General features: G+C 66.5%; 22 protein-coding genes. 8 read left to right on the forward strand and 14 right to left on the reverse strand.

Annotation, left to right across the window (positions count from 1 at the left end):
• Nucleotides 1-18: 18 nt before the first annotated feature.
• Together K3172_RS10400 and K3172_RS10405 are read left to right on the forward strand one after the other, a co-directional pair.
• A complete protein-coding gene (locus K3172_RS10400; protein WP_247718136.1) occupies nt 19-984 on the forward strand; it encodes an alpha/beta hydrolase in 966 nt (321 codons plus the stop codon).
• 35 nt (nt 985-1019) lie between these two features.
• Nucleotides 1020-1457, forward strand: coding sequence for an RNA pyrophosphohydrolase (locus K3172_RS10405; protein WP_247718203.1), 438 nt, complete (start codon nt 1020-1022; stop codon nt 1455-1457).
• A 3-nt stretch (nt 1458-1460) separates the two neighbouring features.
• Here K3172_RS10405 and K3172_RS10410 read toward each other — a convergent pair whose 3' ends face one another.
• From K3172_RS10410 to K3172_RS10435, 6 genes are all read right to left on the reverse strand, one after another.
• Nucleotides 1461-1967 carry a tetratricopeptide repeat protein gene (locus K3172_RS10410; RefSeq protein WP_221589777.1) on the reverse strand — a complete coding sequence of 169 codons (507 nt, stop codon included), beginning with the start codon at nt 1965-1967 and terminating at the stop codon, nt 1461-1463.
• A gap of 61 nt (nt 1968-2028) precedes the next feature.
• Entirely contained in the window at nt 2029-3207 is a 1179-nt protein-coding gene (locus K3172_RS10415) for an RsmB/NOP family class I SAM-dependent RNA methyltransferase (RefSeq protein ID WP_221589779.1), read from the reverse strand.
• A 15-nt stretch (nt 3208-3222) separates the two neighbouring features.
• Nucleotides 3223-4683 carry an IMP dehydrogenase gene (guaB, locus tag K3172_RS10420; protein WP_221589781.1) on the reverse strand — a complete coding sequence of 487 codons (1461 nt, stop codon included), beginning with the start codon at nt 4681-4683 and terminating at the stop codon, nt 3223-3225.
• Between the two features lie 83 nt (nt 4684-4766).
• A complete protein-coding gene (locus K3172_RS10425; protein WP_221589783.1) occupies nt 4767-5000 on the reverse strand; it encodes a hypothetical protein in 234 nt (77 codons plus the stop codon).
• The gene (locus tag K3172_RS10430) at nt 4997-5224 is read right to left on the reverse strand and encodes a hypothetical protein (protein WP_221589784.1); all 228 of its coding nucleotides are present in this window, start codon (nt 5222-5224) and stop codon (nt 4997-4999) included. The genes K3172_RS10425 and K3172_RS10430 overlap by 4 nt, the downstream gene beginning before the upstream one ends.
• On the reverse strand, nt 5221-5976 hold the full coding sequence (locus K3172_RS10435; protein ID WP_221589786.1) for a 3-hydroxybutyrate dehydrogenase: 756 nt from the start codon (nt 5974-5976) through the stop codon (nt 5221-5223). Before K3172_RS10435 ends, K3172_RS10430 begins: the two co-directional genes overlap by 4 nt.
• Before the next feature lie 75 nt (nt 5977-6051).
• On the opposite strand from K3172_RS10435, the gene ypfJ reads away from it, so the two are divergent.
• A complete protein-coding gene (ypfJ, locus tag K3172_RS10440; protein ID WP_221589788.1) occupies nt 6052-6906 on the forward strand; it encodes a KPN_02809 family neutral zinc metallopeptidase in 855 nt (284 codons plus the stop codon).
• Between the two features lie 63 nt (nt 6907-6969).
• Here the strand turns inward: ypfJ and K3172_RS10445 are convergent, their stop codons facing one another.
• On the reverse strand, nt 6970-8682 hold the full coding sequence (locus K3172_RS10445) for a M56 family metallopeptidase (protein ID WP_221589790.1): 1713 nt from the start codon (nt 8680-8682) through the stop codon (nt 6970-6972).
• Nucleotides 8679-9068: a BlaI/MecI/CopY family transcriptional regulator gene (locus K3172_RS10450; RefSeq protein WP_221589793.1), complete on the reverse strand. Its 390-nt coding sequence runs from the start codon at nt 9066-9068 to the stop codon at nt 8679-8681. The genes K3172_RS10445 and K3172_RS10450 overlap by 4 nt, the downstream gene beginning before the upstream one ends.
• Nucleotides 9069-9200: 132 nt before the next feature.
• Between K3172_RS10450 and K3172_RS10455 the strand changes: the two genes are divergently transcribed.
• A complete protein-coding gene (locus K3172_RS10455; RefSeq protein ID WP_221589795.1) occupies nt 9201-9845 on the forward strand; it encodes a peptidylprolyl isomerase in 645 nt (214 codons plus the stop codon).
• Here K3172_RS10455 and K3172_RS10460 read toward each other — a convergent pair.
• The 5 genes from K3172_RS10460 to sdhC are packed head-to-tail and all read right to left on the reverse strand — an operon-like array spanning nt 9842 to nt 14634.
• Nucleotides 9842-10687 carry a glycoside hydrolase gene (locus K3172_RS10460; RefSeq protein WP_247718137.1) on the reverse strand — a complete coding sequence of 282 codons (846 nt, stop codon included), beginning with the start codon at nt 10685-10687 and terminating at the stop codon, nt 9842-9844. The two genes, K3172_RS10455 and K3172_RS10460, sit on opposite strands and share 4 nt — an antisense overlap.
• 19 nt (nt 10688-10706) lie before the next feature.
• The gene (locus K3172_RS10465) at nt 10707-12014 is read right to left on the reverse strand and encodes a M20/M25/M40 family metallo-hydrolase (protein WP_221589797.1); all 1308 of its coding nucleotides are present in this window, start codon (nt 12012-12014) and stop codon (nt 10707-10709) included.
• A complete protein-coding gene (gene sdhA / locus K3172_RS10470; protein WP_221589799.1) occupies nt 12014-13855 on the reverse strand; it encodes a succinate dehydrogenase flavoprotein subunit in 1842 nt (613 codons plus the stop codon). Before sdhA ends, K3172_RS10465 begins: the two co-directional genes overlap by 1 nt.
• A complete protein-coding gene (sdhD, locus tag K3172_RS10475; RefSeq protein WP_221589801.1) occupies nt 13855-14241 on the reverse strand; it encodes a succinate dehydrogenase, hydrophobic membrane anchor protein in 387 nt (128 codons plus the stop codon). Before sdhD ends, sdhA begins: the two co-directional genes overlap by 1 nt.
• Before the next feature lie 12 nt (nt 14242-14253).
• The gene (gene sdhC, locus K3172_RS10480) at nt 14254-14634 is read right to left on the reverse strand and encodes a succinate dehydrogenase, cytochrome b556 subunit (RefSeq protein ID WP_221589803.1); all 381 of its coding nucleotides are present in this window, start codon (nt 14632-14634) and stop codon (nt 14254-14256) included.
• A 108-nt stretch (nt 14635-14742) separates the two neighbouring features.
• On the opposite strand from sdhC, the gene K3172_RS10485 reads away from it, so the two are divergent.
• From K3172_RS10485 to K3172_RS10500, 4 genes are read left to right on the forward strand one after another with little or no spacing between them, the layout of a single operon-like run.
• A complete protein-coding gene (locus tag K3172_RS10485; RefSeq protein WP_221589805.1) occupies nt 14743-15453 on the forward strand; it encodes an SDR family NAD(P)-dependent oxidoreductase in 711 nt (236 codons plus the stop codon).
• Nucleotides 15443-16351: a subclass B3 metallo-beta-lactamase gene (bla, locus tag K3172_RS10490; RefSeq protein WP_221589807.1), complete on the forward strand. Its 909-nt coding sequence runs from the start codon at nt 15443-15445 to the stop codon at nt 16349-16351. Before K3172_RS10485 ends, bla begins: the two co-directional genes overlap by 11 nt.
• Entirely contained in the window at nt 16344-17249 is a 906-nt protein-coding gene (locus K3172_RS10495; protein WP_345725642.1) for a 50S ribosomal protein L11 methyltransferase, read from the forward strand. The genes bla and K3172_RS10495 overlap by 8 nt, the downstream gene beginning before the upstream one ends.
• Entirely contained in the window at nt 17246-17920 is a 675-nt protein-coding gene (locus K3172_RS10500) for a DUF2459 domain-containing protein (RefSeq protein ID WP_345725643.1), read from the forward strand. The genes K3172_RS10495 and K3172_RS10500 overlap by 4 nt, the downstream gene beginning before the upstream one ends.
• Here the strand turns inward: K3172_RS10500 and K3172_RS10505 are convergent, their stop codons facing one another.
• A complete protein-coding gene (locus K3172_RS10505) occupies nt 17921-19387 on the reverse strand; it encodes an FAD-binding protein (RefSeq protein ID WP_221589811.1) in 1467 nt (488 codons plus the stop codon).
• Between the last annotated feature and the right edge of the window lie 59 nt (nt 19388-19446).

The following is a 19446-nucleotide window of genomic DNA, read 5'->3' on the forward strand; positions in this document are numbered from 1 at the left end:
TGCAGCGCAAGAGACCGAATGGAGAGAGAGACCATGGCCGATACCGAACATTTTGTGCGCGAAGACGTCCGCGGCTTCCTCGACATGCTCGAGCAGATGGGCGGCAAGGGCGTGGAGGAAGTCGGCGCGATCGAGGGGCGCCAGCAGATGAAGGCGCTGGGCATGGTGGCGGAGAGCGAGCCGCGCAAGCTGGCCGTCATCCGCGACCTGACCTGCCCCGGGCCTGCGGGCGAAATCCCGCTGCGGTTTTACGACACGAAGGAAACGCGCGAACCGGGCCCCTGCGTCATCTTCATCCACGGCGGCGGCTTCGTGATCGGCGACCTCGACGTCTATCACGCACTGTGCAGCGAGATTTCGCACCATCTGGACCTGCCGGTGGTCTCGGTCGATTATCGCCTCGCGCCCGAGCACACCTTCCCTGCCGCGCCCGACGATTGCGAGGCGGCAGCGCGCTGGGTCGCCAGCTCTCCCGCCGCCTTGGGCCGCGAGATCACCGGCCTCGTCATCACCGGCGACAGCGCAGGGGGCAACCTCACCATCGTCACCACCAACCAGCTGGTCAACGAGCACGCCGATGTACCCGTGATCGTGCAGGCGCCGATCTACCCGGTGGCGAGTGACGTGTCCCAGCACCACAGCCTCGCCGCCTTTGCCGAGGGCTTCCTGCTCACCGCCGCAGCGATGGGCTGGTTCACCGAGCAGTATGGCGGCGATGCCAACGACCCGCGCCACACGCCCATGGTGGGAGATTGCGCCAATACACCGCCGACCGTGGTCTGCACCGCTGGACTCGACCCGCTCCGCGATTCAGGCCGTGAATACGCGTCACATTTGATTCAACAGGGGACCGAAGTGGTCTATCTGGAATTCCCCGGCATCATCCACGGCTTCACCACCTTGCGCAAAGCCATCCCGAGCGGGCAGCGCGACCTCGAAGCCTTCCTCGATGCGGTCAAACTGATGGTGGAGCGATATTCGTGAGTGACCCCCTCGCCTACCGGCCCTGCGTCGGCGTGATGCTGGTCAACGAAGACGGCAAGGTCTTCGTCGGTCGGCGGATCGACAACAAGGAAGGCGACTGGTGGCAGATGCCGCAGGGCGGCGTCGACGAGGGTGAGGACCTGAAGGATGCGGCCTATCGCGAACTGGCCGAGGAAACCGGCGCGAAGCCCGAACACGTCACCATTCTCAAGGCGATGGACGAGCCGGTGCGCTACGACCTGCCCGAAGAGCTGATGGGCAGGCTGTGGGGCGGCAAGTATCGCGGGCAGGAGCAGGTCTGGTACCTCGCCCGCTTCACCGGCAGCGACGCGGATATCGACCTGGAGGCGCACGACCCGCCCGAATTCTGCGACTGGAAATGGGCCGACCCGGAGGACCTTCCCGAGCTGATCGTGCCGTTCAAGAAACGCGTCTACCGCGCGGTGGTCGAGGCGTTCCGGGAGCTGGTCTGAAATTCAGTTCGACTGCGGCTGTTGCTCGGTCGCGATAGTCGCCTCGGCAGTCATCACGCGCGGCGCGGGGCCGGTGGCGATCGCGGCGGCCAGCTTCTGCGTTTCGGGGCAGGTCTTGCCGCAGACCGATTCCAGTCGCGCGAGGTTGGCGCGGGCCTTTTCCAGCGCGCCCTTCTCGAGCAGCGCCTCTCCCTCGCCCGCGATCGCGGCATAGTTGCGCGGGTCGCGGGTGAGCACTTCGCGGTAATAGCTGATCGCCTTGCCTTGAAGCTGGTCCTTGCGGGCCGCCTCGGCAAGGCGCAGGTAGAGTGGTGTGTAGCCCGGATCGACCGTCAGCGCGGCTTCATAGGCGTCGATCGCCGCCTGCACGTCGCCGCCCTTGAGCGCGGACTGACCCTCGGCAATGAGCATCGCGGCGCGCGGATCGGGTTCGCGCTCGGCGCTCCAGCCGACGCTGGCCGTCATGGCGAGAGCCAGCGAAAGGGCAGCGGCAGCGGGGGCAAAGCGCATTATCGTCTCCAGCGGGGATGTCCGTCGTGTGGCAGGCGTATCGGCCATGGAGCGCGTGGTATCACGCCCTTCCTGCACAAGCGATGAAAAAGCCGTCCGTTCCGTCGTGCGCGGGGGTCAGGCGCATGCCCTGTCCGCGCGCCCGGCCGAGCGGGAGGTCGATCGGCTGCGCCGCGAAATCGGCGTGGCGCGCGAGGAAGGCCTCGAACTGGCCAGCACCTTCCTCGTCGAGGAGGGAGCATGTAACGTAGACGATCCTGCCTCCGGGCCGAACAAGTTCGGATGCGATATCAAGCAATTCCGACTGGATATTCACCAGGCGCGTCAACTCGCCCTCGTCCAGCCGCCAGCGCGCTTCGGGATTGCGTCGCCAGGTGCCAGTACCCGAACACGGCGCGTCGATCAGGACAGCGTCGGCCTGGCCCGCGAACTGCGCCAGAGCCTCGCGCTCCTGCTTCGGGTTGAGCAGCAGCGTCTCGATATTCGTCGCGCCTGCCCGGGCGGCACGCGGCGCAAGGCGCGAGAGGCGGTTGCGGTCGGTGTCCGAGGCGACGACCCGCCCCAGATTGTCCATCGCCGCCGCCAGCGCGAGCGTCTTGCCGCCTGCCCCGGCGCACAGGTCGACCACGGTCTCGCCCGGCTGCGCGCCGACTGCGAGGCACGCCAGCTGCGAGCCTGTGTCCTGCACCTCGATCAGCCCGTCGCGAAAGGCGGGCCATTGCTCGACGGGCGTGCCTGCATCCAGCCGCATTCCGTGCGGCGCGGCGGTGGCCTCGGCCGCGACCGGAAGCGTCAGCGTCGCGCGTTCAGCCTTCAGCGTATTGACCCGTACATCGAGCGGCGCGCGGTCCAGCAGGGCCGCCGCCTCATCCCCTGCAATGGCGGAAGCCGCCAGCCGCTGCTCCAGCCACTCGGGCGCAGTCCCGCCCTTCGCGGCCTGTTCGCCCTCACCCATCGGCTGCGGCCCGTAGTTCGACCCGTCGAACAGCGGCGCGATGGCGGGATCAACTTCGGCGAGACGCAACAGCGCCGCCCTGCCCGTCTCCGGCACCGGCCCGCAGGCACGGATGGCGGCAAACACCAGCTCGCGGATTGCGCGGCGGTCTTTCGAGCCGGCAAAGCGGTTGCTGCGAAACCACTCGGCGAGGATGCGGTCGGCAGGCGCGCCCTTGCTGCGCGCCGCGGCGATCACGGCATCGAGCAATTCGATCGCGGTCTGGACCCGCGCGGCGGGGGTCATCCTGTCACCTTGGGCCTAGCGCGTCGGATAGTTCGGCGCCTCGCGGGTGATGGCCACGTCGTGGACATGGCTTTCGGCGAGACCCGCATTGGTGATGCGGACGAACTTCGCGTCCTTGAGCGCATCGATCGTCGCGCTACCGGTATAGCCCATGGCCGCCTTGATGCCGCCGACGAGCTGGTGGACCACGGCGGCGGCCGGGCCCTTGTAGGGAACCTGCCCTTCGATCCCTTCGGGCACCAGCTTCTGCTGGCTGACGTCGGCCTGGAAATAGCGGTCGGCACTGCCGCGCGCCATCGCGCCCACGCTGCCCATGCCGCGATAGGCCTTGTAGCTGCGACCCTGGTAGATGAAGGTTTCGCCCGGCGCTTCCTCGGTCCCGGCGAGCATCGATCCGATCATGATGGTCGATGCCCCCGCGGCAAGCGCCTTGGCCGCATCGCCGCTGGTGCGCAGGCCGCCGTCGCCGATCACCGGCACGCCGTCCTTGGCCGCCGCTTCGGCGCAATCCATGATCGCGGTGAGCTGCGGCACGCCGACGCCCGCCACGACGCGCGTGGTGCAGATCGAGCCCGGGCCGATGCCGACTTTCACCGCATCCGCGCCCGCGCCGATGAGCGCCCGGGTGGCTTCCGCGGTGGCGACATTGCCCGCAATCACCTGCACGGTGTTCGACAGCTTCTTCACCCGCTCGACCGAGCGCGCGACGTCCTTGTTGTGGCCGTGCGCGGTGTCGATCACCACCACGTCGACGCCCGCATCGATCAGCGCCTCGGTGCGCTCGAAGCCCTTGTCGCCCACCGTGGTTGCGGCAGCGACGCGCAGGCGGCCCTGGTCGTCCTTGGTCGCTTCGGGATAGGCGACCGCTTTTTCGATATCCTTGACCGTGATCAGGCCGACGCAGCGGCCGCCGTCGTCGACCACCAGCAGCTTCTCGATCCGGCGCTGGTGCAGCATCCGGCGCGCCTCGTCCTGCCCGGTGCCGAGCGGCACGGTGGCGAGGTTCTCGGTCGTCATCAGTTCGCTCACCGGCTGGCGCGGATTCTCGGCGAAGCGGACGTCGCGATTGGTCAGGATGCCGCACAGCTTGCCGCTGCGGTCGGTCACGGGAATGCCGCTGATGCGGTTCTTCGCCATGATTTCCTGCGCCTCGCCCAGCGTGGCATCGGGGTGGATGGTGATGGGGTTCACCACCATGCCGCTTTCGTAGCGCTTGACCGCGCGCACCGCGGCGGCCTGCTCGTCCACTTCGAAATTGCGGTGGAGCACGCCGATCCCGCCGAGCTGCGCCATGGCAATCGCCATGTCCGCCTCGGTCACGGTGTCCATCGCGCTGGAGATGACCGGGATATTGAGTCCGATCTCGCGCGTCAGCCGCGTGGCGGTGTTCGCCATCGACGGCAGGATGTCGCTCTCTGCCGGAACGAGCAGCACGTCGTCGAAAGTGAGACCGAGGGGAATGTCGAAATTTGCCACGTGGAGAATCGCCTGCCGGGGGAATGTGGCGGCCCATGTAACGACGGTTTGTGACGGGCGCTAGTGGCGAGCCGAACGAGCCGCTACCTCAGCTTCCCGCCCGATCCGGTCCACTTCGCAAGGATTTCCGCGGTCGGCTGTTCACTGCTGCCCAGCGGGCGGGGATAGTGGTGGACCGACACGACCGTCGCGTAGTTCTCCGCCCCGTCGCGCATTACCATGATCCGGTCGGCCGGCGATGGCATGGTCAGGAACTCGAACTCGCCCCAGTCTTCCGATGCGCTACCGCGTAGGACGATGACCCGGCTTGCGATCATTTGTGGTCCTCCCAGTTCTGCACCTGTCCGCCTTCATTAGCTCCCTCACCGAGCCGCACCATCCACGTAGCAAGGAAGTAGAGCCCAAGCGTAAAACCGATCACGAGGATGACCCGGTCAACATCCGGGATTGCTCCTTTCAGGTTTTCAGCCATGAAGCCAGCGTAGGCAATCCCGCCGAAAAAGAACACAGCTGCAAGAATGCGACGCAGCCCGTTCATCATTCCGCCGTCCAGCCGCCGTCGATGCTCCAGTTGGCGCCGTTCACGTTTTGCGCCTCGTCGCGGCAGAGGAAGGCGGCGATCGCGCCCACTTCCTCGGGCTGGACGAACTTCTTGGTGGCCTGCTTGACCAGCAGCACGTCGTTGATGACCTCGTCGCGGGTCAGGCCGCGCGCTTTCATCGTGTCGGGGATCTGACCTTCGATCAAGGGGGTCCAGACATAGCCCGGACTGATGCAGTTCGCCGTGATGCCATGCTCGGCGAGTTCGAGCGCGATGGTCTTGGTGAAACCCGCGATCCCGTGCTTGCTGGCGTTGTATGCGCTCTTGAACGGGCTCGCGACCTTGGAGTGCGCGCTGGCGGTGTTGATGATCCGCCCCCAGCCCTTCGCCTTCATGCCCGGCACGGCGAGGCGCGTGGTGTGGAACGCCGCCGTCAGGTTCAGCGCGATGATGAGGTTCCACTTGTCGACCGGGAAATCCTCGACCGGGGAGACATGCTGGACGCCCGCATTGTTGACGAGGATGTCGATCTCGCCAGCGTCCGCCATCATCGCCTCGACCTGTGCCACGTCGGTCAGGTCCGCGCCCGAATGGGTCGCACCCAGCTCTTCGCACAGTTTCGCGATCTCGCCCTCGTCGCCGAAACCGTTGAGCGTGACCTGCGCCCCCTCCGCCGCCAGCTCGCGGGCAATGGCAAGGCCGATGCCGCTGGTCGAGCCGGTGACGAGTGCGCGTTTTCCTTCGAGAAACATTTGGACCTCCGGGCGTTGTCTGGGCATGCGTTGGCCCGAACACGGGCGTTACACAAGACAAGATAGGGGAAGGCAATGCGGCTCAATCCATTCGACACCAGCAGGATCGACGTCGGCACCACCGGCGGCGGGGGCGGCATGGGCAAGGCCGGCGGGGTCGGTTGCGGCACGATTATCATCGCCGCGCTCGGCTATTTCGTGTTCGGCCTCGATCCGATGCAGACCGCCGCCACCGTCGAAGGCATGCAACAGGGGCAGGTCCAGTCCGCGCCGCAGAACGAGGACGAGCAGGCGATCTGCTCTTCCAACGATTATGCGCGCGAGACGTGCAACGCCCTGACCTCGCTCAACGCCACTTGGGAGCGCGCCTTCCAGGAACAGGGTTATGGCGACCAGTTCCGCCAGCCCGGTCTCAGGTTCGCGACCGCGCAGCGCTTCCAGACCGGGTGCGGCACCGGCTCGGTCGGTATGGGGCCGTTCTACTGCCCGGCGGACCAGCGCATCTACATCGACGTGAATTTCTACGACCAGCTGGCGCAGATGTCCGGCAATCGCGGCGATTTCGCGCGCTATTACGTGGTGGCCCATGAATACGGCCATCATGTGCAGACGATCACGGGCATTTCGGACCAGATCCGCAGCGCCCAGCAGCAAAACCCGCGGCAGGCGAACCAGCTGCAGGTGCTGATGGAATTGCAGGCGGACTGCTATGCCGGCGTCTGGGCGGGCAAGAACCGCAACCTGATCGAGCCCGGCGATATCGAGGAAGGCATGCAGGCGGCAGCAGCCATCGGCGACGACCGGCTGACCGGCGGGCGCGTGTCGAGCGAGAACTTCACCCACGGCACCAGCCAGCAGCGCAGCGATGCGCTGCGCCTGGGGCTGCGCGGCGACGATCGCGCCTGCGACAACATCACCAACATCCGCTAGCCCACAAGCAAGAGGGCGGCCGCCGGAACTCCGGCCGCCGCCCTCGTTTGCGCGCGGAGACTGTCAGCGCGGCTGCTTGCGGATTTCCTCGTCGATCGCCCGCAGCGCCTCGGCGCGCTCGCTGGCACTCAGGTTCCGGTCGGTCTCGATCGCCTTGCGGGCCAGCTTGAGCGACTTCATCGCCATGCGGTCGGCATTGGCCTCGCACACGAACATGGTGGTTCGGCCCTTGGCATCGACTTGTGTGGCGACGACGTTCTCCTTGTCGCGGCACTGCATCACGACTCGCGGCGCGTGGGCCATGGCTTCGGCGCGGGCTTCGCGAGCGTAGACCAGGGCTTCGGCACGAGCTTCCCGGGCGTCGGCCAGGGCTTCGGCGCGGGCTTCCTCGGCTTCGGCGCGCGCTTCGACCATCGCCATGCGGATTTCGCGGCGCACCTCGCCATTCTCGGCGAAATTGGCGCGCAACTCGGCCATGGATGCCTTGAGTTCGGCGCGGAGTTCTTCGCGTTCTTCTTCGGTCAGTTCGACTTCCTTGCCGTTGCGTCGCACGATGGTGCGTTCGCGCACGACACGCCCGTCTTCCAGTTCCCGTTCAAGCTCGCGCTCGGCACGGGCAATCTCGCGATCTGCCTCCGCCAATTCGCGGTCGAGGTCGGCCATCTGGCTGTCCCAGTCGGCCTCGGGCGCGTCGGGAGCTGCGGGCGGCTCCGGAACGTCTGGCGCGAGCGGCGAGACAGGAGCCACCGGCGCGACCGGGGGAACCGGCGGGGCCGCAGTGGCACTCGCGTAACAGATCGAAGCGGTCATCGGCAGCGCGAACAAAGCTGCGGCCAGGCCCGAACGCGCAACCATGCGGCGGCGCGGGGTAACGTCTTCCATGGACAAATTCCTCAAGCGATGGATGATGGATTTGTCCCCCAAAACCGGGCAGGCCATCGGTGCCGCCAGCGCAGGGCGCATGGTGGCCTGAGGACGGCGTGCAAAATCGGCGATCACGCCGGCATAGGCGGCGCGCTCCTCGCGCGGGCGGCTGGCGACGACGCGCGCGTCGCAGGCGGCCTCCTGGTCGCGGCGCAGCGCGGTCCAGCCCATGTACCCCAGCGGGTTGAACCAGTGCGCGGCGAACAGCGGCTGCACGAGGATGTTCGCGAGCAGATCGTGCCCGCGGTGGTGCGCCAGTTCGTGCGCGATGGCGAGATCGCGCGCGGTGCGGTCGCGCCGGGTCATGAAGCCGACCGGCAGCGCCACGACCTTGTCGAGCACACCGAAGGCCATCGGGCCCGAAATCGCAGGCGTCTCGACGAGCCTGATCGCGCCGACATCCCCCACCGGCACCGCATCGTCGAGCAGTTCGCGGCGCAACTGGCCATAAAGCCAGAAGCGGCGCACCAGGAACACGATGGCGCCCGCCAGCCACAGCAGGACCAGCGGCGTGACGAAGTCGGTCGGCTCGGGCAGCGTCGCCGGAGCGTAGGTCTGCGCGACGCTGGCGGGCGTGAAATAGGTGAAATCCTGGGCCGCGATAGTCGTCGTCGTCGTTTCCGCAACGGGCGCGACGATCTCGGCCCCCTCGGGCGCCATCCAGGCCGGCAGCGTCATCGGCGGGATCAGCAGACGAAACGCGGGCAAGGCCCACAACGCATACGCCGTGCCGGCGCCGAGATAGCGCGCCACCGGTCGGCGCACCAGCAGGACGAAACCGATTATCGCCCCCGTCCACAGCAGCGTATCGAGCAGGAACCAGTCCCAATATTCTCGCAAAAGCTCGGTCATCTGCGCATCTCCCTCAAGAGCGCTTCGATCTCGTCGAGGTCCTTGTCGGTCAGTGCCTCGTTTTCCGCCAGATGGGCGAAGAGCGGTGCGGCACGGCCACCGAAGAGACGATCGACGAGGCGGCGCGATTCGCCCCCGACATAGTCGGCGCGCTCGATCAGCGGGCGGTAGAGGAACTTGCGCCCCACCGGCTCCGTCCCGAGCGCTTCCTTCGCCACGAGGCGGCTGAGCAAGGTCTTGACCGTGGGCATGGTCCAGTCGCGCTCGGCGCAGACCTTTTCGCATACCTCTGCCGCGGTCATCGGGCTGCGTTCCCACAGCACCTCCATCACCGCGTGTTCGGCTTCGCTGATCCGGTCACCGGGCGCATCCTTGCGCTTCGCCATCGTGGTACTCCCTACGGCATAATTCTTCGATTACGCCTGTAGCCATATCGATTACGAATGTAAACCTGTCGCAGGGATGAATGGAAGCAAATGGCTCTTGTCCTTCGACCAACGACATATCACTCTGGACCAATGACCACATTCACGCGCCTGCTGGCTCCCCTCGCCCTCCTCGCTTCGCCGCTCGCCGCGCAGGAGGAGGCACCGCCGGCCGAGTCTCCGCCGCAGACCGAACTCGTGGTGCTGGAGACGAGCGCGGGCGACATCACCGTCGCGCTCGAGACCGAACGCGCGCCGATCACGGCGGCCAATTTCCTGCGCTATGTCGACGAGGACCGTTTCGACGGCACCGTATTCTACCGCGCGATGACGCTCGACTGGGGCGAGCAGCCCAACGGCCTCATCCAGGGCGGCACGCAATGGGACCCCGACCGCGTGCTGCCGGGCATTCCGCACGAGCCGACCACCGTCACCGGGCTCAGCCACACCAGGGGCGCAATCTCGATGGCGATGGGCGAGCCGGGCAGTGCGAACGGCGATTTCTCGATCTTCCTGCAGGACGCGACCGGGATGGACGCCGACCCGTCTTCGGAAGACCCCGTGTGGCGCAATGGTTACGCCGTGTTCGGCTATGTCGTCGACGGGATGGACGTCGTGCAGGCGATCCACGCGATGCCGACCGATCCCGGCAAGGGCGAAGGCTGGATGAAGGGGCAGATGCTGGCCGAACCAGTGGTGATCGTCGACGCGCGCCGGGCGGAGAATCCGGCGGACTAGCACTCCTCGGCGGTATTCTCCGGCACCGGCCCCGGCGGCACGCGCGCAGGGTGTTGCCAGAACGGATCGCCCTTCAACCGGTGCTTGTCGCCATAGGCCTCTGCCAGCGCCGCGTAGAGTTGCGGATCGTATGCCGCGAGGTCCTGGTGGTCGAGGATGCGGCGCCCGTCGAAGGCCTGCAGGCGGTTCGAATCGAACCAGAATTGCGTCCCCTCGGCCCAGTATTCCTGGATGGTCGTGGTGGTGTATTCGTTCAGCCAGAGATCGGACGCAAGCGCATTGGCATAGGCCGCCTCGACCTTGCGATAGAGCGCCGGATCGACCGCCTGGATGGCGAAGAGCACGTTATGCGCCATCTCGTGGACGAAGATCGTCTCGCCGTAATAGCGGCTGACCGGCAGGCCGAGCACGTCCTCTTCCGAGCCGACGGTCCGCTCCCCCCCGATCGCGCGGGCGCGGTTGTCCCAGTACTGCCGGTCCGAGAGCCGCCCGATGCGGCTGTCATAGAGCTTGCGCTCGCACCGCGTCAGGCGCGGATCGTCGAAAGCGGGTTTCTTCCAGTCGGCATTCTCGGGCAGGTCGAGCAGCGCCTCGTCCACCGCCATGATCGCGACGCGGTAGTCGTTCGCCGCGAGCCACTTCGCGAGTTCCGGGCGATGCGCGAACATCGCCCGCGTCATGTCCCGCGCGGCGAACAGCGCCTCGTCGCGGACCTTGGGGGAGGAGAGTATCGGAATGCCGCGCGCGGTGACCTGCTTGGTGTAGAAAGGTGCCGCGCGCAGTTCACGAGCGGGCGCCGAAGGCACGGTGGCACAGCCGCACAGGACGGCCGCGAGAGACAAGGCGAGCCCCTTGTGCAGCCTAATCGCGCGGCTGTTTCGCAAGTCGGCCAACGAGGATCGCGGCGCGTTTGGCCTGCCGCGCAATGGTCGGCAGGTCGATGTATTCGCCTTCTGCGTGGCTGCCGCCGCCACCCGGGCCCATTCCGGCCAATCCGTCTAGGTAGGGCGCCACGAAGCTGATATCTGCGGCACCCCGGCGCGAAGCCGGAAAAGGGACCTGCTCATCGAGACCGAGATCGCCATTGATGCGATTGAGCTGGGCGAGCAGGTCGCGATTTCCGTCGGTCGGTGCCATCGGCGGATAACCCGCAACGAACTCGAATTCGGCGCTCGTCCCCGGGAGATGGTCTGCGACGATTTCGCGCATCTTGGCGACTATGCGGGTGTCCTGCTCGGGTGTCAGAGTGCGCAAGTCCCCACGCGCGACCGCGACGGACGGAATGATATTGGTCTTTCCTTCGGTGCTGGCCGACAGGCCGTTCTCGCCAAGTTGCGCTGGCGTACCGCCGGCCACCAGGCCAACGTTGAAAGTTGCATTCTCCTCCGGAAGCTCCTGGCGGAAGCGATCGAGGATCCGGGCCATTTCGTAGATCGCTCCATAGCCGACGCCCTCGGCGAAAATGCCCGAACTATGCCCGCTTGCGGCACGCGTCGTCAGCGTCCAGTCCGACGAGGACCTGCGTGCGATCACGCCCGCATCCTTGCCGTCGAGTGTCGACAAGCCTTCGAAGCCGAGCGCGACATCCGCCCACTTGCCTGCCTCGATCAGGTCGCGCCGCGCCTCTTCGAGCGGTTCGCCCGCGTCTTCCTCGTCACCGGTCAGCGCCACGACGATATTCGCCCCCTCGAGCGTTCCGGCTGATTTCATTGCGCGCAGGGCCGAAAGGATCACGACGACCCCGCCCTTGTCGTCGAGAATGCCTGGGCCGACAGCCTTGTCGCCGTCGCGCACGAAACCGGTGAATGGCGAATTGGGTTCGAACACCGTGTCGAGGTGGCCGATCATCAGAATGCGCTTGTTCCCGGGATCGCCTATATGCCGCGCGAACAAGTGCCCGGCACGACCGGCAGCCGACTGGTCGATCCACTGGACCGTAAAGCCAAGCTCTTCGAAAGCCGGCATCAGCAAGTCCGCGACGGCCTTCACGCCTGCGTGGTTGTGCGTGCCCGAATTGATCAGCGTGATCTGCTCGAGCAGCGCGACATCGTCGTCGAAGCCGGCATCCACCGACTGGACGACCGCTTCCTCAGGCGGGGTGAGTTGAGCGGCTGCGGGGGTCGCCATTGCCGCGATCGCGGCGCCGAGCGTCCAGGCCCGCAGGCGCATCAGTAAACCCGCTTCTTCGGCTTGATGTACTCGACGTCGTCGGTGAGCGTGTATTCGTGCACCGGGCGGTAGTCGATGCGGACGCCGCCGCCGTTGCCGCCCCAGCCGTCGAACCAGGCGATGGTGTGCTTCATCCATTCGGCATCGTTGCGGTCGGGGAAGTCCTCGTGCGCGTGGGCGCCGCGGCTTTCCTTGCGGTTTTCGGCCGATGCCATGGTGACGTTGGCCTGCGCCATCAGGTTGTCGAGCTCGAGCGTCTCGATGAGGTCGCTGTTCCAGATCAGCGAACGGTCGAAGACCTTCACGTCCTCCATCCGCTTGTTGATCTGCTTCAGGTTCTCGACGCCTTCGGCCATCAGCTTGCTGTCGCGGAACACGGCGGCATGGCGGGTCATGGTCTTCTGCATGTCCGCGCGCAGCGCCGCGGTGGGCGTGCCGCCGTCGGCATGGCGGAAATGGTCGAGCCGCGTCAGCGCCAGTTCGGCGCTGTCGGCAGGCAGCTCGTCATGGCTGGTGCCGGGCTTGATCAGGTCACGCAAGCGGTGGCCGGTCGCGCGGCCGAACACCACGAGGTCGATCAGCGAGTTCGACCCGAGGCGGTTCGCCCCATGGACCGAGACGCAGGCCGCCTCGCCCACGGCGAACAGGCCGGGGACGATCTTTTCCGGGTCCTTGGGATCGCCCGCCATCACCTCGCCGTGGAAGTTACAGGGGATGCCGCCCATGTTGTAATGGACCGTCGGCGTCACCGGCAGCGGTTGCCGCGTCAGGTCGACACCGGCGAAGATCTTGCCGCTTTCGGTAATGCCCGGCAGGCGGGCCGCCAGCACCTTGGGATCGATGTGATCGAGGTGCAGGTAGATGTGGTCCTTTTCCGGGCCCACGCCGCGGCCTTCGCGCATTTCCAGCGCCATCGAGCGCGATACGACGTCGCGCGAGGCGAGGTCCTTGGCCGACGGGGCATAGCGTTCCATGAACCGCTCGCCTTCGGAGTTGGTGAGATACCCGCCCTCGCCGCGTGCACCTTCGGTGATGAGCACGCCTGCGCCGTAGATGCCGGTCGGGTGGAACTGGACGAATTCCATGTCCTGCAGCGGCAGGCCGGCGCGCAGCACCATGCCGCCGCCGTCGCCGGTGCAGGTGTGCGCGCTGGTCGCGGTGAAGTAGCAGCGGCCATAGCCGCCGGTCGCCAGCACGACCGCCTTGGCGCGGAAGCGGTGGATCGTCCCGTCGTCGAGACACATGGCGATCACGCCGACGCAGACCTTGCCGTCCGCGGTGTCCTTCATGATCAGGTCGAGCGCGAAATATTCGATGAAGAAGTCCGCATCGTACTTCAGGCTCTGCTGGTAGAGCGCGTGGAGCATGGCGTGGCCGGTACGGTCGGCTGCGGCGCAGGTGCGCTGCACCGGCGGCCCCTCGCCCATGTTCTGCATGTGGCCGCCGAAGGGGCGCTGGTAGATCGTCCCGTCGTCATTGCGGCTGAAGGGCACGCCTGCATGCTCGAGCTCGTAGACCGCCTGCGGCGCTTCGCGGACCATGTATTCGATCGCGTCCTGGTCGCCAAGCCAGTCGGAACCCTTCACGGTATCGTACATGTGCCACGACCAGTGGTCGGGCGAATTGTTGCCGAGGCTGGCGGCGATGCCGCCCTGCGCCGCGACGGTGTGCGAGCGGGTCGGGAAGACCTTGGAGATGTTCGCGGTCTTCAGGCCCGCTTCGGCGGCGCCCATGGTGGCGCGCAGGCCGCTGCCGCCGGCACCCACGACGACGACGTCATAGGTATGGTCGGTGATCGGGTATTCGCGGCCGTTGATGCTGAAAGTTTCGGTGCGGGCCATCAGGCGGCTCCTCCGAGGGCGAGGCGGGCGATGGACACGATGCCGAAAGCCGCGCCGCCGATGGTTGCAAGGTTGAGAAGGGCAAGCACGCCGAACTTGCTGCCGGCGTCATGGACGTAATCCTCGATCAGCACTTGCAGGCCGAGGCGCGCGTGCCAGAAGACGGAGATCACCAGCAGCGCCAGCGCGGTTGCGGGCAGCGTCTGCGAGGCCCAGCCCGTGACGGTCTCGAACGAATAGTTCGGCAGCATCGCAAGGCTGATCACGAGGAAGAGCATCAGCACGAGATTGCCGATGGCGGTGAAGCGCTGCACCAGCCAATGGTGCGCGCCTTCATGCGCCGAGCCGAGCCCGCGCACGCGTCCGATGGAGGTTCCGTTACCCATGGGTGTGTGTCCTCAGCGAAGCAGGATGAAGGCCCAGAGGCCGATGGTGAGAAGGATGGCGATGATCGGAGCCATGATCGACCAGGTCTTGTTCGTGTCGAGTTCGTAACCCGCACCGATATCGAGGACGAAGTGGCGCAGGCCGCTCATCATGTGGGTGAAGAATGCCCAGCTGAGGCCGATCAGCACGATCAGGCCGAAGGGTGTCTCGAAGAAATCGGCGAAGGTCGCGTAGGCGACCGGTCCCGACGCCATCGCCCCCAGCCACCACAGCAGCACGCCGAGCCCGACGAGCGCCAGCCCGTCGCCGGTAATGCGGTGCAGGATGGAGACCGCCATGTGCGGACCCCATTTCCAGATTTGCAGATGCGGTGCGATCGGCCGGTTTGCCATGAATCTCGTCCGTTACGGTGATTTGTTGCGCCCCACTTAGCGAAGTGGGCGCGCCGTGCAAGGCGGGCAGGCTCGACAAGTGCTGCAAATTTCCGAATAGCGCGTTGCATGACATGCATTCTTCTCACCGGCTCTTCGCGCGGCATCGGCGCGGCAGCCAGGAACGCTCTCGAGGCGCGCGGCGCCAAAGTGATCGGCCAGGCGACCAGCAGCACCTCGGTCGATACCGTCCCGGCCGACTTTTCGGACCCCGGCGCACCGCATGAATTGTGGGAAGCCGCCCTCGCCCGCGCTGGCGGCGCCATCGATGTGCTGGTCAACAATGCGGGCATGTTCGTGCCCAACCCGATCGACGCCTCGGACATCGAATGGCTCGACGGATGGGAGGACACGATGCGCATCAACTTGACCGCTTCGGCCCAGTTGAGCCGGTTTGCCGTCCGCCATTGGCTGGAGCGCGGCGTGCCAGGGCGCATCGTCCATGTCGCCAGCCGCGCCGGCCACCGCGGCGATTCGCCCGCGCACTGGCACTATGCGGCGAGCAAGGGCGGGATGCTGGCGATGCACAAGACCATCGCACGGCAGTATGCGGCTGAGGGCATTCTCAGCTTCGCGATCACGCCCGGTTTCACAGATACGGCGATGGCGGGCGATTACCTCGAAAGCCGCGGCGGCGCGGGGCTGCTGGCAGACATTCCGCTGGGCCGCGTGGCCGAGCCCGAGGAGATCGGGAAGCTTATCGAATTCTGCGCGCTCGACGCGCCCGCCAGCCTGACCGGCGCCACCCTCGATGCGAACGGAGCAAGCTATGTTCGCTAAGGCTACACCTGTTGCGCTAGCCACACTCCTCGCAGCCTGCGCTCCGCCGATCCAGACGCCCGATCCGCTGCCCGAGCCGGAGCAGGTGACGATGGCGCAATGGGCATCGGGCTGCGAGCCGTGGGACGAGTGGGACAAGCCCGCCCCGCCCTTCCGCATCCATGGCAACACCTATTACGTCGGCACCTGCGGGATCGCTGCAATCCTCGTCGCCGGACCGCAGGGGCACATCCTCATCGACAGCGGCACCGAAGCGGGCGCCGAGGTGGTACTCGCCAATATCGGCAAGCTCGGGTTCCGCCCCAACGAGATCGCGACGATCCTGCACAGTCACGAACATTTCGACCACGTCGGCGGCTTTGCGAAGCTCAAGGCGGCGACCGGCGCCCACATCGCCGCCTCGGCCGCCGCTGCCGCGGTGCTCCGCAGCGGCGAGGTCGGGCCCGACGATCCGCAGGCCGGGACGCTCGATGCGATGGCGCCCGTGGCGGTCGACGTGATCGTTGCCGACGGCGATGTCGTGCGCACGGAGACGGCAAATCTCGTCGCTACCGCAACCCCGGGACATACGGCTGGTGCCCTGAGCTGGCAGTGGCAGGACTGCGACGGCAGGGCCGGCTGCAAGACGATCGTCTATGCCGACAGCCTTTCGCCCGTGAGCAGCGACGCTTACCGCTTTTCTGACCATCCCGCCTATCTTGCCGCTTACCGGCACAGCGTTGCCCGGGTGCGTGCCCTGCAATGCGACATATTGCTCACGCCGCATCCGTCCGCCAGCAAGATGCTCGAGCGCGCAGCTGCCGGCAGCCTCGTCGGGGGCATGTCTTGCGCGGAATATGCCGACGCTCTCGAAGCGCGTCTTAAAGAGCGCCTCGCCAAGGAGGCCGCCGGTGGCTGACAGCTGGAAGATCCTCGCCGAATGCTCGAAGGACGAAGCGCGCGATGCCCTCGTCGCCTATGAAGAGGATCTCGACTGGCCGCCCGAATGGGTGGTGACCGCGATGGAAGTCGCCGACCATTTACCGGAAGACTGGACCTTCGAAGTCTATCTCGACCGCAAGCCGAAACCCGCCGATGTACAGCGCGTCGCGGCGCTGTTTCCCGGCAAGGCTCCGGAACTGGTGGTGGAAAAGCTACCCAAGACCGACTGGGTGGTCGAAAGCCAGAAGGGGGTCGAGCCGATCCGCGCAGGGCGGTTCCATGTGCGCACGCCCGAACACGAACCCGACCCCGACCTGGTCGACTTCGTCATCCCGGCCAGCCAGGCCTTCGGTACCGGCCAGCACGCGACCACGGCCGGGTGCCTCGCGATGCTCGACCTGATGAAGCGCCAGGGCGTGACGGCGCGCAACATCGCCGATATCGGCACCGGCACGGGGCTGCTGGCCTTCGCCGCGCTCAACCTGTGGCCGGGCGCGACCGCGACTGCCTCGGATATCGACCCGGTCTGTGCGAGTGTGGTCGAGGATAATTGCGCGCTGAACGCAGTGCCGCAGGGCGCGGGTCCGGGCGAACTTACCATGGTGATCGCCGACGGCATGGCCGACCCGCTGCTCGAGGCGCGGGGTCCCTACGACCTGTTCATCGCCAACATCCTCGCCGGACCGCTGGTCGAGCTGGCGGGGCCTTTCGCAGCCGCCATCCCGGCAGGGGGGAATCTCCTGCTTGCCGGGCTGCTCGAAACGCAGGAACCGCAGGTTCGCCGCGCCTATCGCGCGCTCGGCTTCCGTCTTGCCCGACGGCTGGTGAACGGCGACTGGTCCATCCTCTGGCTGCGCAAGAGCCGCATTCGGTGAGACGCGTTCTGCGCGGGCTCGGCCGGCTAGGCGCCGCGCTGGCCACCCTGGCCATCCTGTTCCTGCTCGGCGCTTGGGTCGGCAGTTCCATCCCCCGCAATGGCGAGTGGGAGGAGCCCGCAGAGGGCGTCGAAATCTTGATCGAAACCAACGGTATCCACACCGGGATCGTTATGCCGCTGGTGACGCCGATCAAGGATTGGCGAGCCGACTTCCCAGCGTCCGATCTCGGAGATCCGGCCCGCCCCTATACCCACGTTTCGGTGAGTTGGGGGGAGCGTCAGGTTTTTCTCGACACGCCGACCTGGTGGGACTTGCGGCCAGCCACGGCGCTCAACGCTGCCACCGGTGGAGACGGCTTGCTCCATGCCGCGCATTACGTCCGCCCCGCGCCCGGCGAAACGGTTCGCGTGCTGCGGGTCACGCCCGAGCAGTACGCCCTGCTGGTCGCCCGGATCGAGCGGCAGGTCCGCCCGCCCGAGGCGCGCAAGCGCTATCCGGGGTATGGCAGCTATGACGTTTTCTACGACGCGCCGGGCACCTACCACCTGGGCAACAGCTGCAACCAGTGGACAAGCGACACGCTCGCCGCAGCGGGGATCCGCACCGGCTGGTGGACGCCGCTTCCGGGCGGGGTGATGAAATGGGTCCCCCCGCCCGCCTCCGAATGATCAGGCGAGGTTCGCGTCGGCGGCGGGTTCGCCCGGCAGCGGCTTGCCGGTTTGCAGGAACGCGCGCACCCGTTCGCTGAACATCAGGCGGCCTTGCGGGTAATGCCTGCGATGGATCGCCATCAGCCGGTCGAGGTGCTGCTCGCCGAGCGAATCCCGCATTTCGGGCATCAGCGCGCTCTTGCCGAAATGCGGGCGCGTGTCGGGTTCGTACTGCATCACCAGCCGCTGCAACCGTTCCAGCCAGGCATAGTCGCGCGGGTCGGCGAAGAGATCGATCGCCGCCATCGGCTGCGTGTGGTTCGCCGCGAAGACGAGGTCTGAGGTCCCCGGCAGTTCGCGCACGCTGATCACGCCCTTGAGGAAGAACCCCAGGTCGCGCAGTCCGTCGGCCTCGCGGATGATGAATTTGACGATGGCGGGTGCCTTCTCGAGCGGCACGAAAAAGGCGAGATTGTAGCCCGTATAGGTGGTCGAGAAGCAACCGCGCAGGATATCGGGGGCGCGGTCCTTGGCTTGCCCCTTCTTCGGATCGTAAAGGTAGTCGAGATCTTCGGGATCGGTGATTATCCGGTCGACCTGCGTGACGTTCAGCTTGTGGATGAACCGCTGCAGCGGGCGGCGCCACTTCGGCACCCAGCGGTCGAGCCACTGGTACTTGCCGATCACCCACCGCGCGACCGGCGCGAAGAACCCGCCGCCCGACCTCTCCTTCTTCGTTTTCACCGCCGGGTCGAATGGCGACAGCGCATGGAGCATCATCACCGGATCGTCGAGATCGGTGTAGGGCAGGATGCACCAATTCGACGCGATCGCCCCTTTCTGCAGCGCCCGCAGGTTCGACAGGCGATTGACATGGCTGGTCGAAATGAAAGCCTCGGTCGGCACGGTCTCGAGCGAGAGTTCGACGATCGGGGCGATGGTGCCGAAGGACAGCGCGACATAGGGGAATTCCGGGTCGCCGCGGCTCAGCGTGTGGCGCTGGCCGCTGTCGTCGAGGAACGTTACGGACGTCACGGCATCGGCCATAACCGCCCGGTCGCCGAAGCCATGCGTGCCCGTTGCCAGCGCGCCCACCACCGTCTGCTGCATGTAATTGCCGGAATTGATGAGCCGTCGCTTGTGCCCGAGCAGGAAGAGCTTGAGCTGCTCGACCGAGACCGAAGCCCCTACGGTCGCGATGCCGGTGGCAGGGTCGTAATCCAGCCGGTCCAGTCCGCCTTCGCGCATCATCATCGCGTTCACGCCCGGCACGATCTGGACGCCGTTGTAGGAGTGCGACTTGCCGACGCAGCTGTACCGGCCCATGGCCATGTCGGCGCACAGTTTCGCCTCGTCGCGTGGAATGCGCGCTTCCGCCTCGCCGCGAAACACATGGATCCAGGTGGCGATACGCCGCAGGCCCTCCCGGCCTTCCTGATCCTCGAGCCTGCGCTGCACGCGCCCGCGCTTCCATTCCTGGATCATGTCATCCCCCGCCTGATGCCCGTTATGTTACATTTAACAGAGGCTTCCCGGGCGAGCGA

It is taken from the genome of Qipengyuania proteolytica (genome assembly GCF_019711565.1).
GTDB classification, from domain to species: domain Bacteria; phylum Pseudomonadota; class Alphaproteobacteria; order Sphingomonadales; family Sphingomonadaceae; genus Qipengyuania; species Qipengyuania proteolytica.

What these genes read in the sequence shown, in the direction of transcription:
- K3172_RS10400 (WP_247718136.1), top strand. Translation starts at nt 19, where the DNA reads ATGGAGAGAGAGACCATGGCCGATACCGAACATTTTGTGCGCGAAGAC.
- K3172_RS10405 (WP_247718203.1), top strand. Translation starts at nt 1,020, where the DNA reads ATGCTGGTCAACGAAGACGGCAAGGTCTTCGTCGGTCGGCGGATCGAC.
- K3172_RS10410 (WP_221589777.1), bottom strand. Translation starts at nt 1,967, where the DNA reads ATGCGCTTTGCCCCCGCTGCCGCTGCCCTTTCGCTGGCTCTCGCCATG.
- K3172_RS10415 (WP_221589779.1), bottom strand. Translation starts at nt 3,207, where the DNA reads ATGACCCCCGCCGCGCGGGTCCAGACCGCGATCGAATTGCTCGATGCC.
- K3172_RS10425 (WP_221589783.1), bottom strand. Translation starts at nt 5,000, where the DNA reads ATGATCGCAAGCCGGGTCATCGTCCTACGCGGTAGCGCATCGGAAGAC.
- K3172_RS10430 (WP_221589784.1), bottom strand. Translation starts at nt 5,224, where the DNA reads ATGATGAACGGGCTGCGTCGCATTCTTGCAGCTGTGTTCTTTTTCGGC.
- K3172_RS10435 (WP_221589786.1), bottom strand. Translation starts at nt 5,976, where the DNA reads ATGTTTCTCGAAGGAAAACGCGCACTCGTCACCGGCTCGACCAGCGGC.
- ypfJ (WP_221589788.1), top strand. Translation starts at nt 6,052, where the DNA reads ATGCGGCTCAATCCATTCGACACCAGCAGGATCGACGTCGGCACCACC.
- K3172_RS10445 (WP_221589790.1), bottom strand. Translation starts at nt 8,682, where the DNA reads ATGACCGAGCTTTTGCGAGAATATTGGGACTGGTTCCTGCTCGATACG.
- K3172_RS10450 (WP_221589793.1), bottom strand. Translation starts at nt 9,068, where the DNA reads ATGGCGAAGCGCAAGGATGCGCCCGGTGACCGGATCAGCGAAGCCGAA.
- K3172_RS10455 (WP_221589795.1), top strand. Translation starts at nt 9,201, where the DNA reads ATGACCACATTCACGCGCCTGCTGGCTCCCCTCGCCCTCCTCGCTTCG.
- K3172_RS10465 (WP_221589797.1), bottom strand. Translation starts at nt 12,014, where the DNA reads ATGCGCCTGCGGGCCTGGACGCTCGGCGCCGCGATCGCGGCAATGGCG.
- sdhA (WP_221589799.1), bottom strand. Translation starts at nt 13,855, where the DNA reads ATGGCCCGCACCGAAACTTTCAGCATCAACGGCCGCGAATACCCGATC.
- sdhD (WP_221589801.1), bottom strand. Translation starts at nt 14,241, where the DNA reads ATGGGTAACGGAACCTCCATCGGACGCGTGCGCGGGCTCGGCTCGGCG.
- sdhC (WP_221589803.1), bottom strand. Translation starts at nt 14,634, where the DNA reads ATGGCAAACCGGCCGATCGCACCGCATCTGCAAATCTGGAAATGGGGT.
- K3172_RS10485 (WP_221589805.1), top strand. Translation starts at nt 14,743, where the DNA reads ATGACATGCATTCTTCTCACCGGCTCTTCGCGCGGCATCGGCGCGGCA.
- bla (WP_221589807.1), top strand. Translation starts at nt 15,443, where the DNA reads ATGTTCGCTAAGGCTACACCTGTTGCGCTAGCCACACTCCTCGCAGCC.
- K3172_RS10505 (WP_221589811.1), bottom strand. Translation starts at nt 19,387, where the DNA reads ATGATCCAGGAATGGAAGCGCGGGCGCGTGCAGCGCAGGCTCGAGGAT.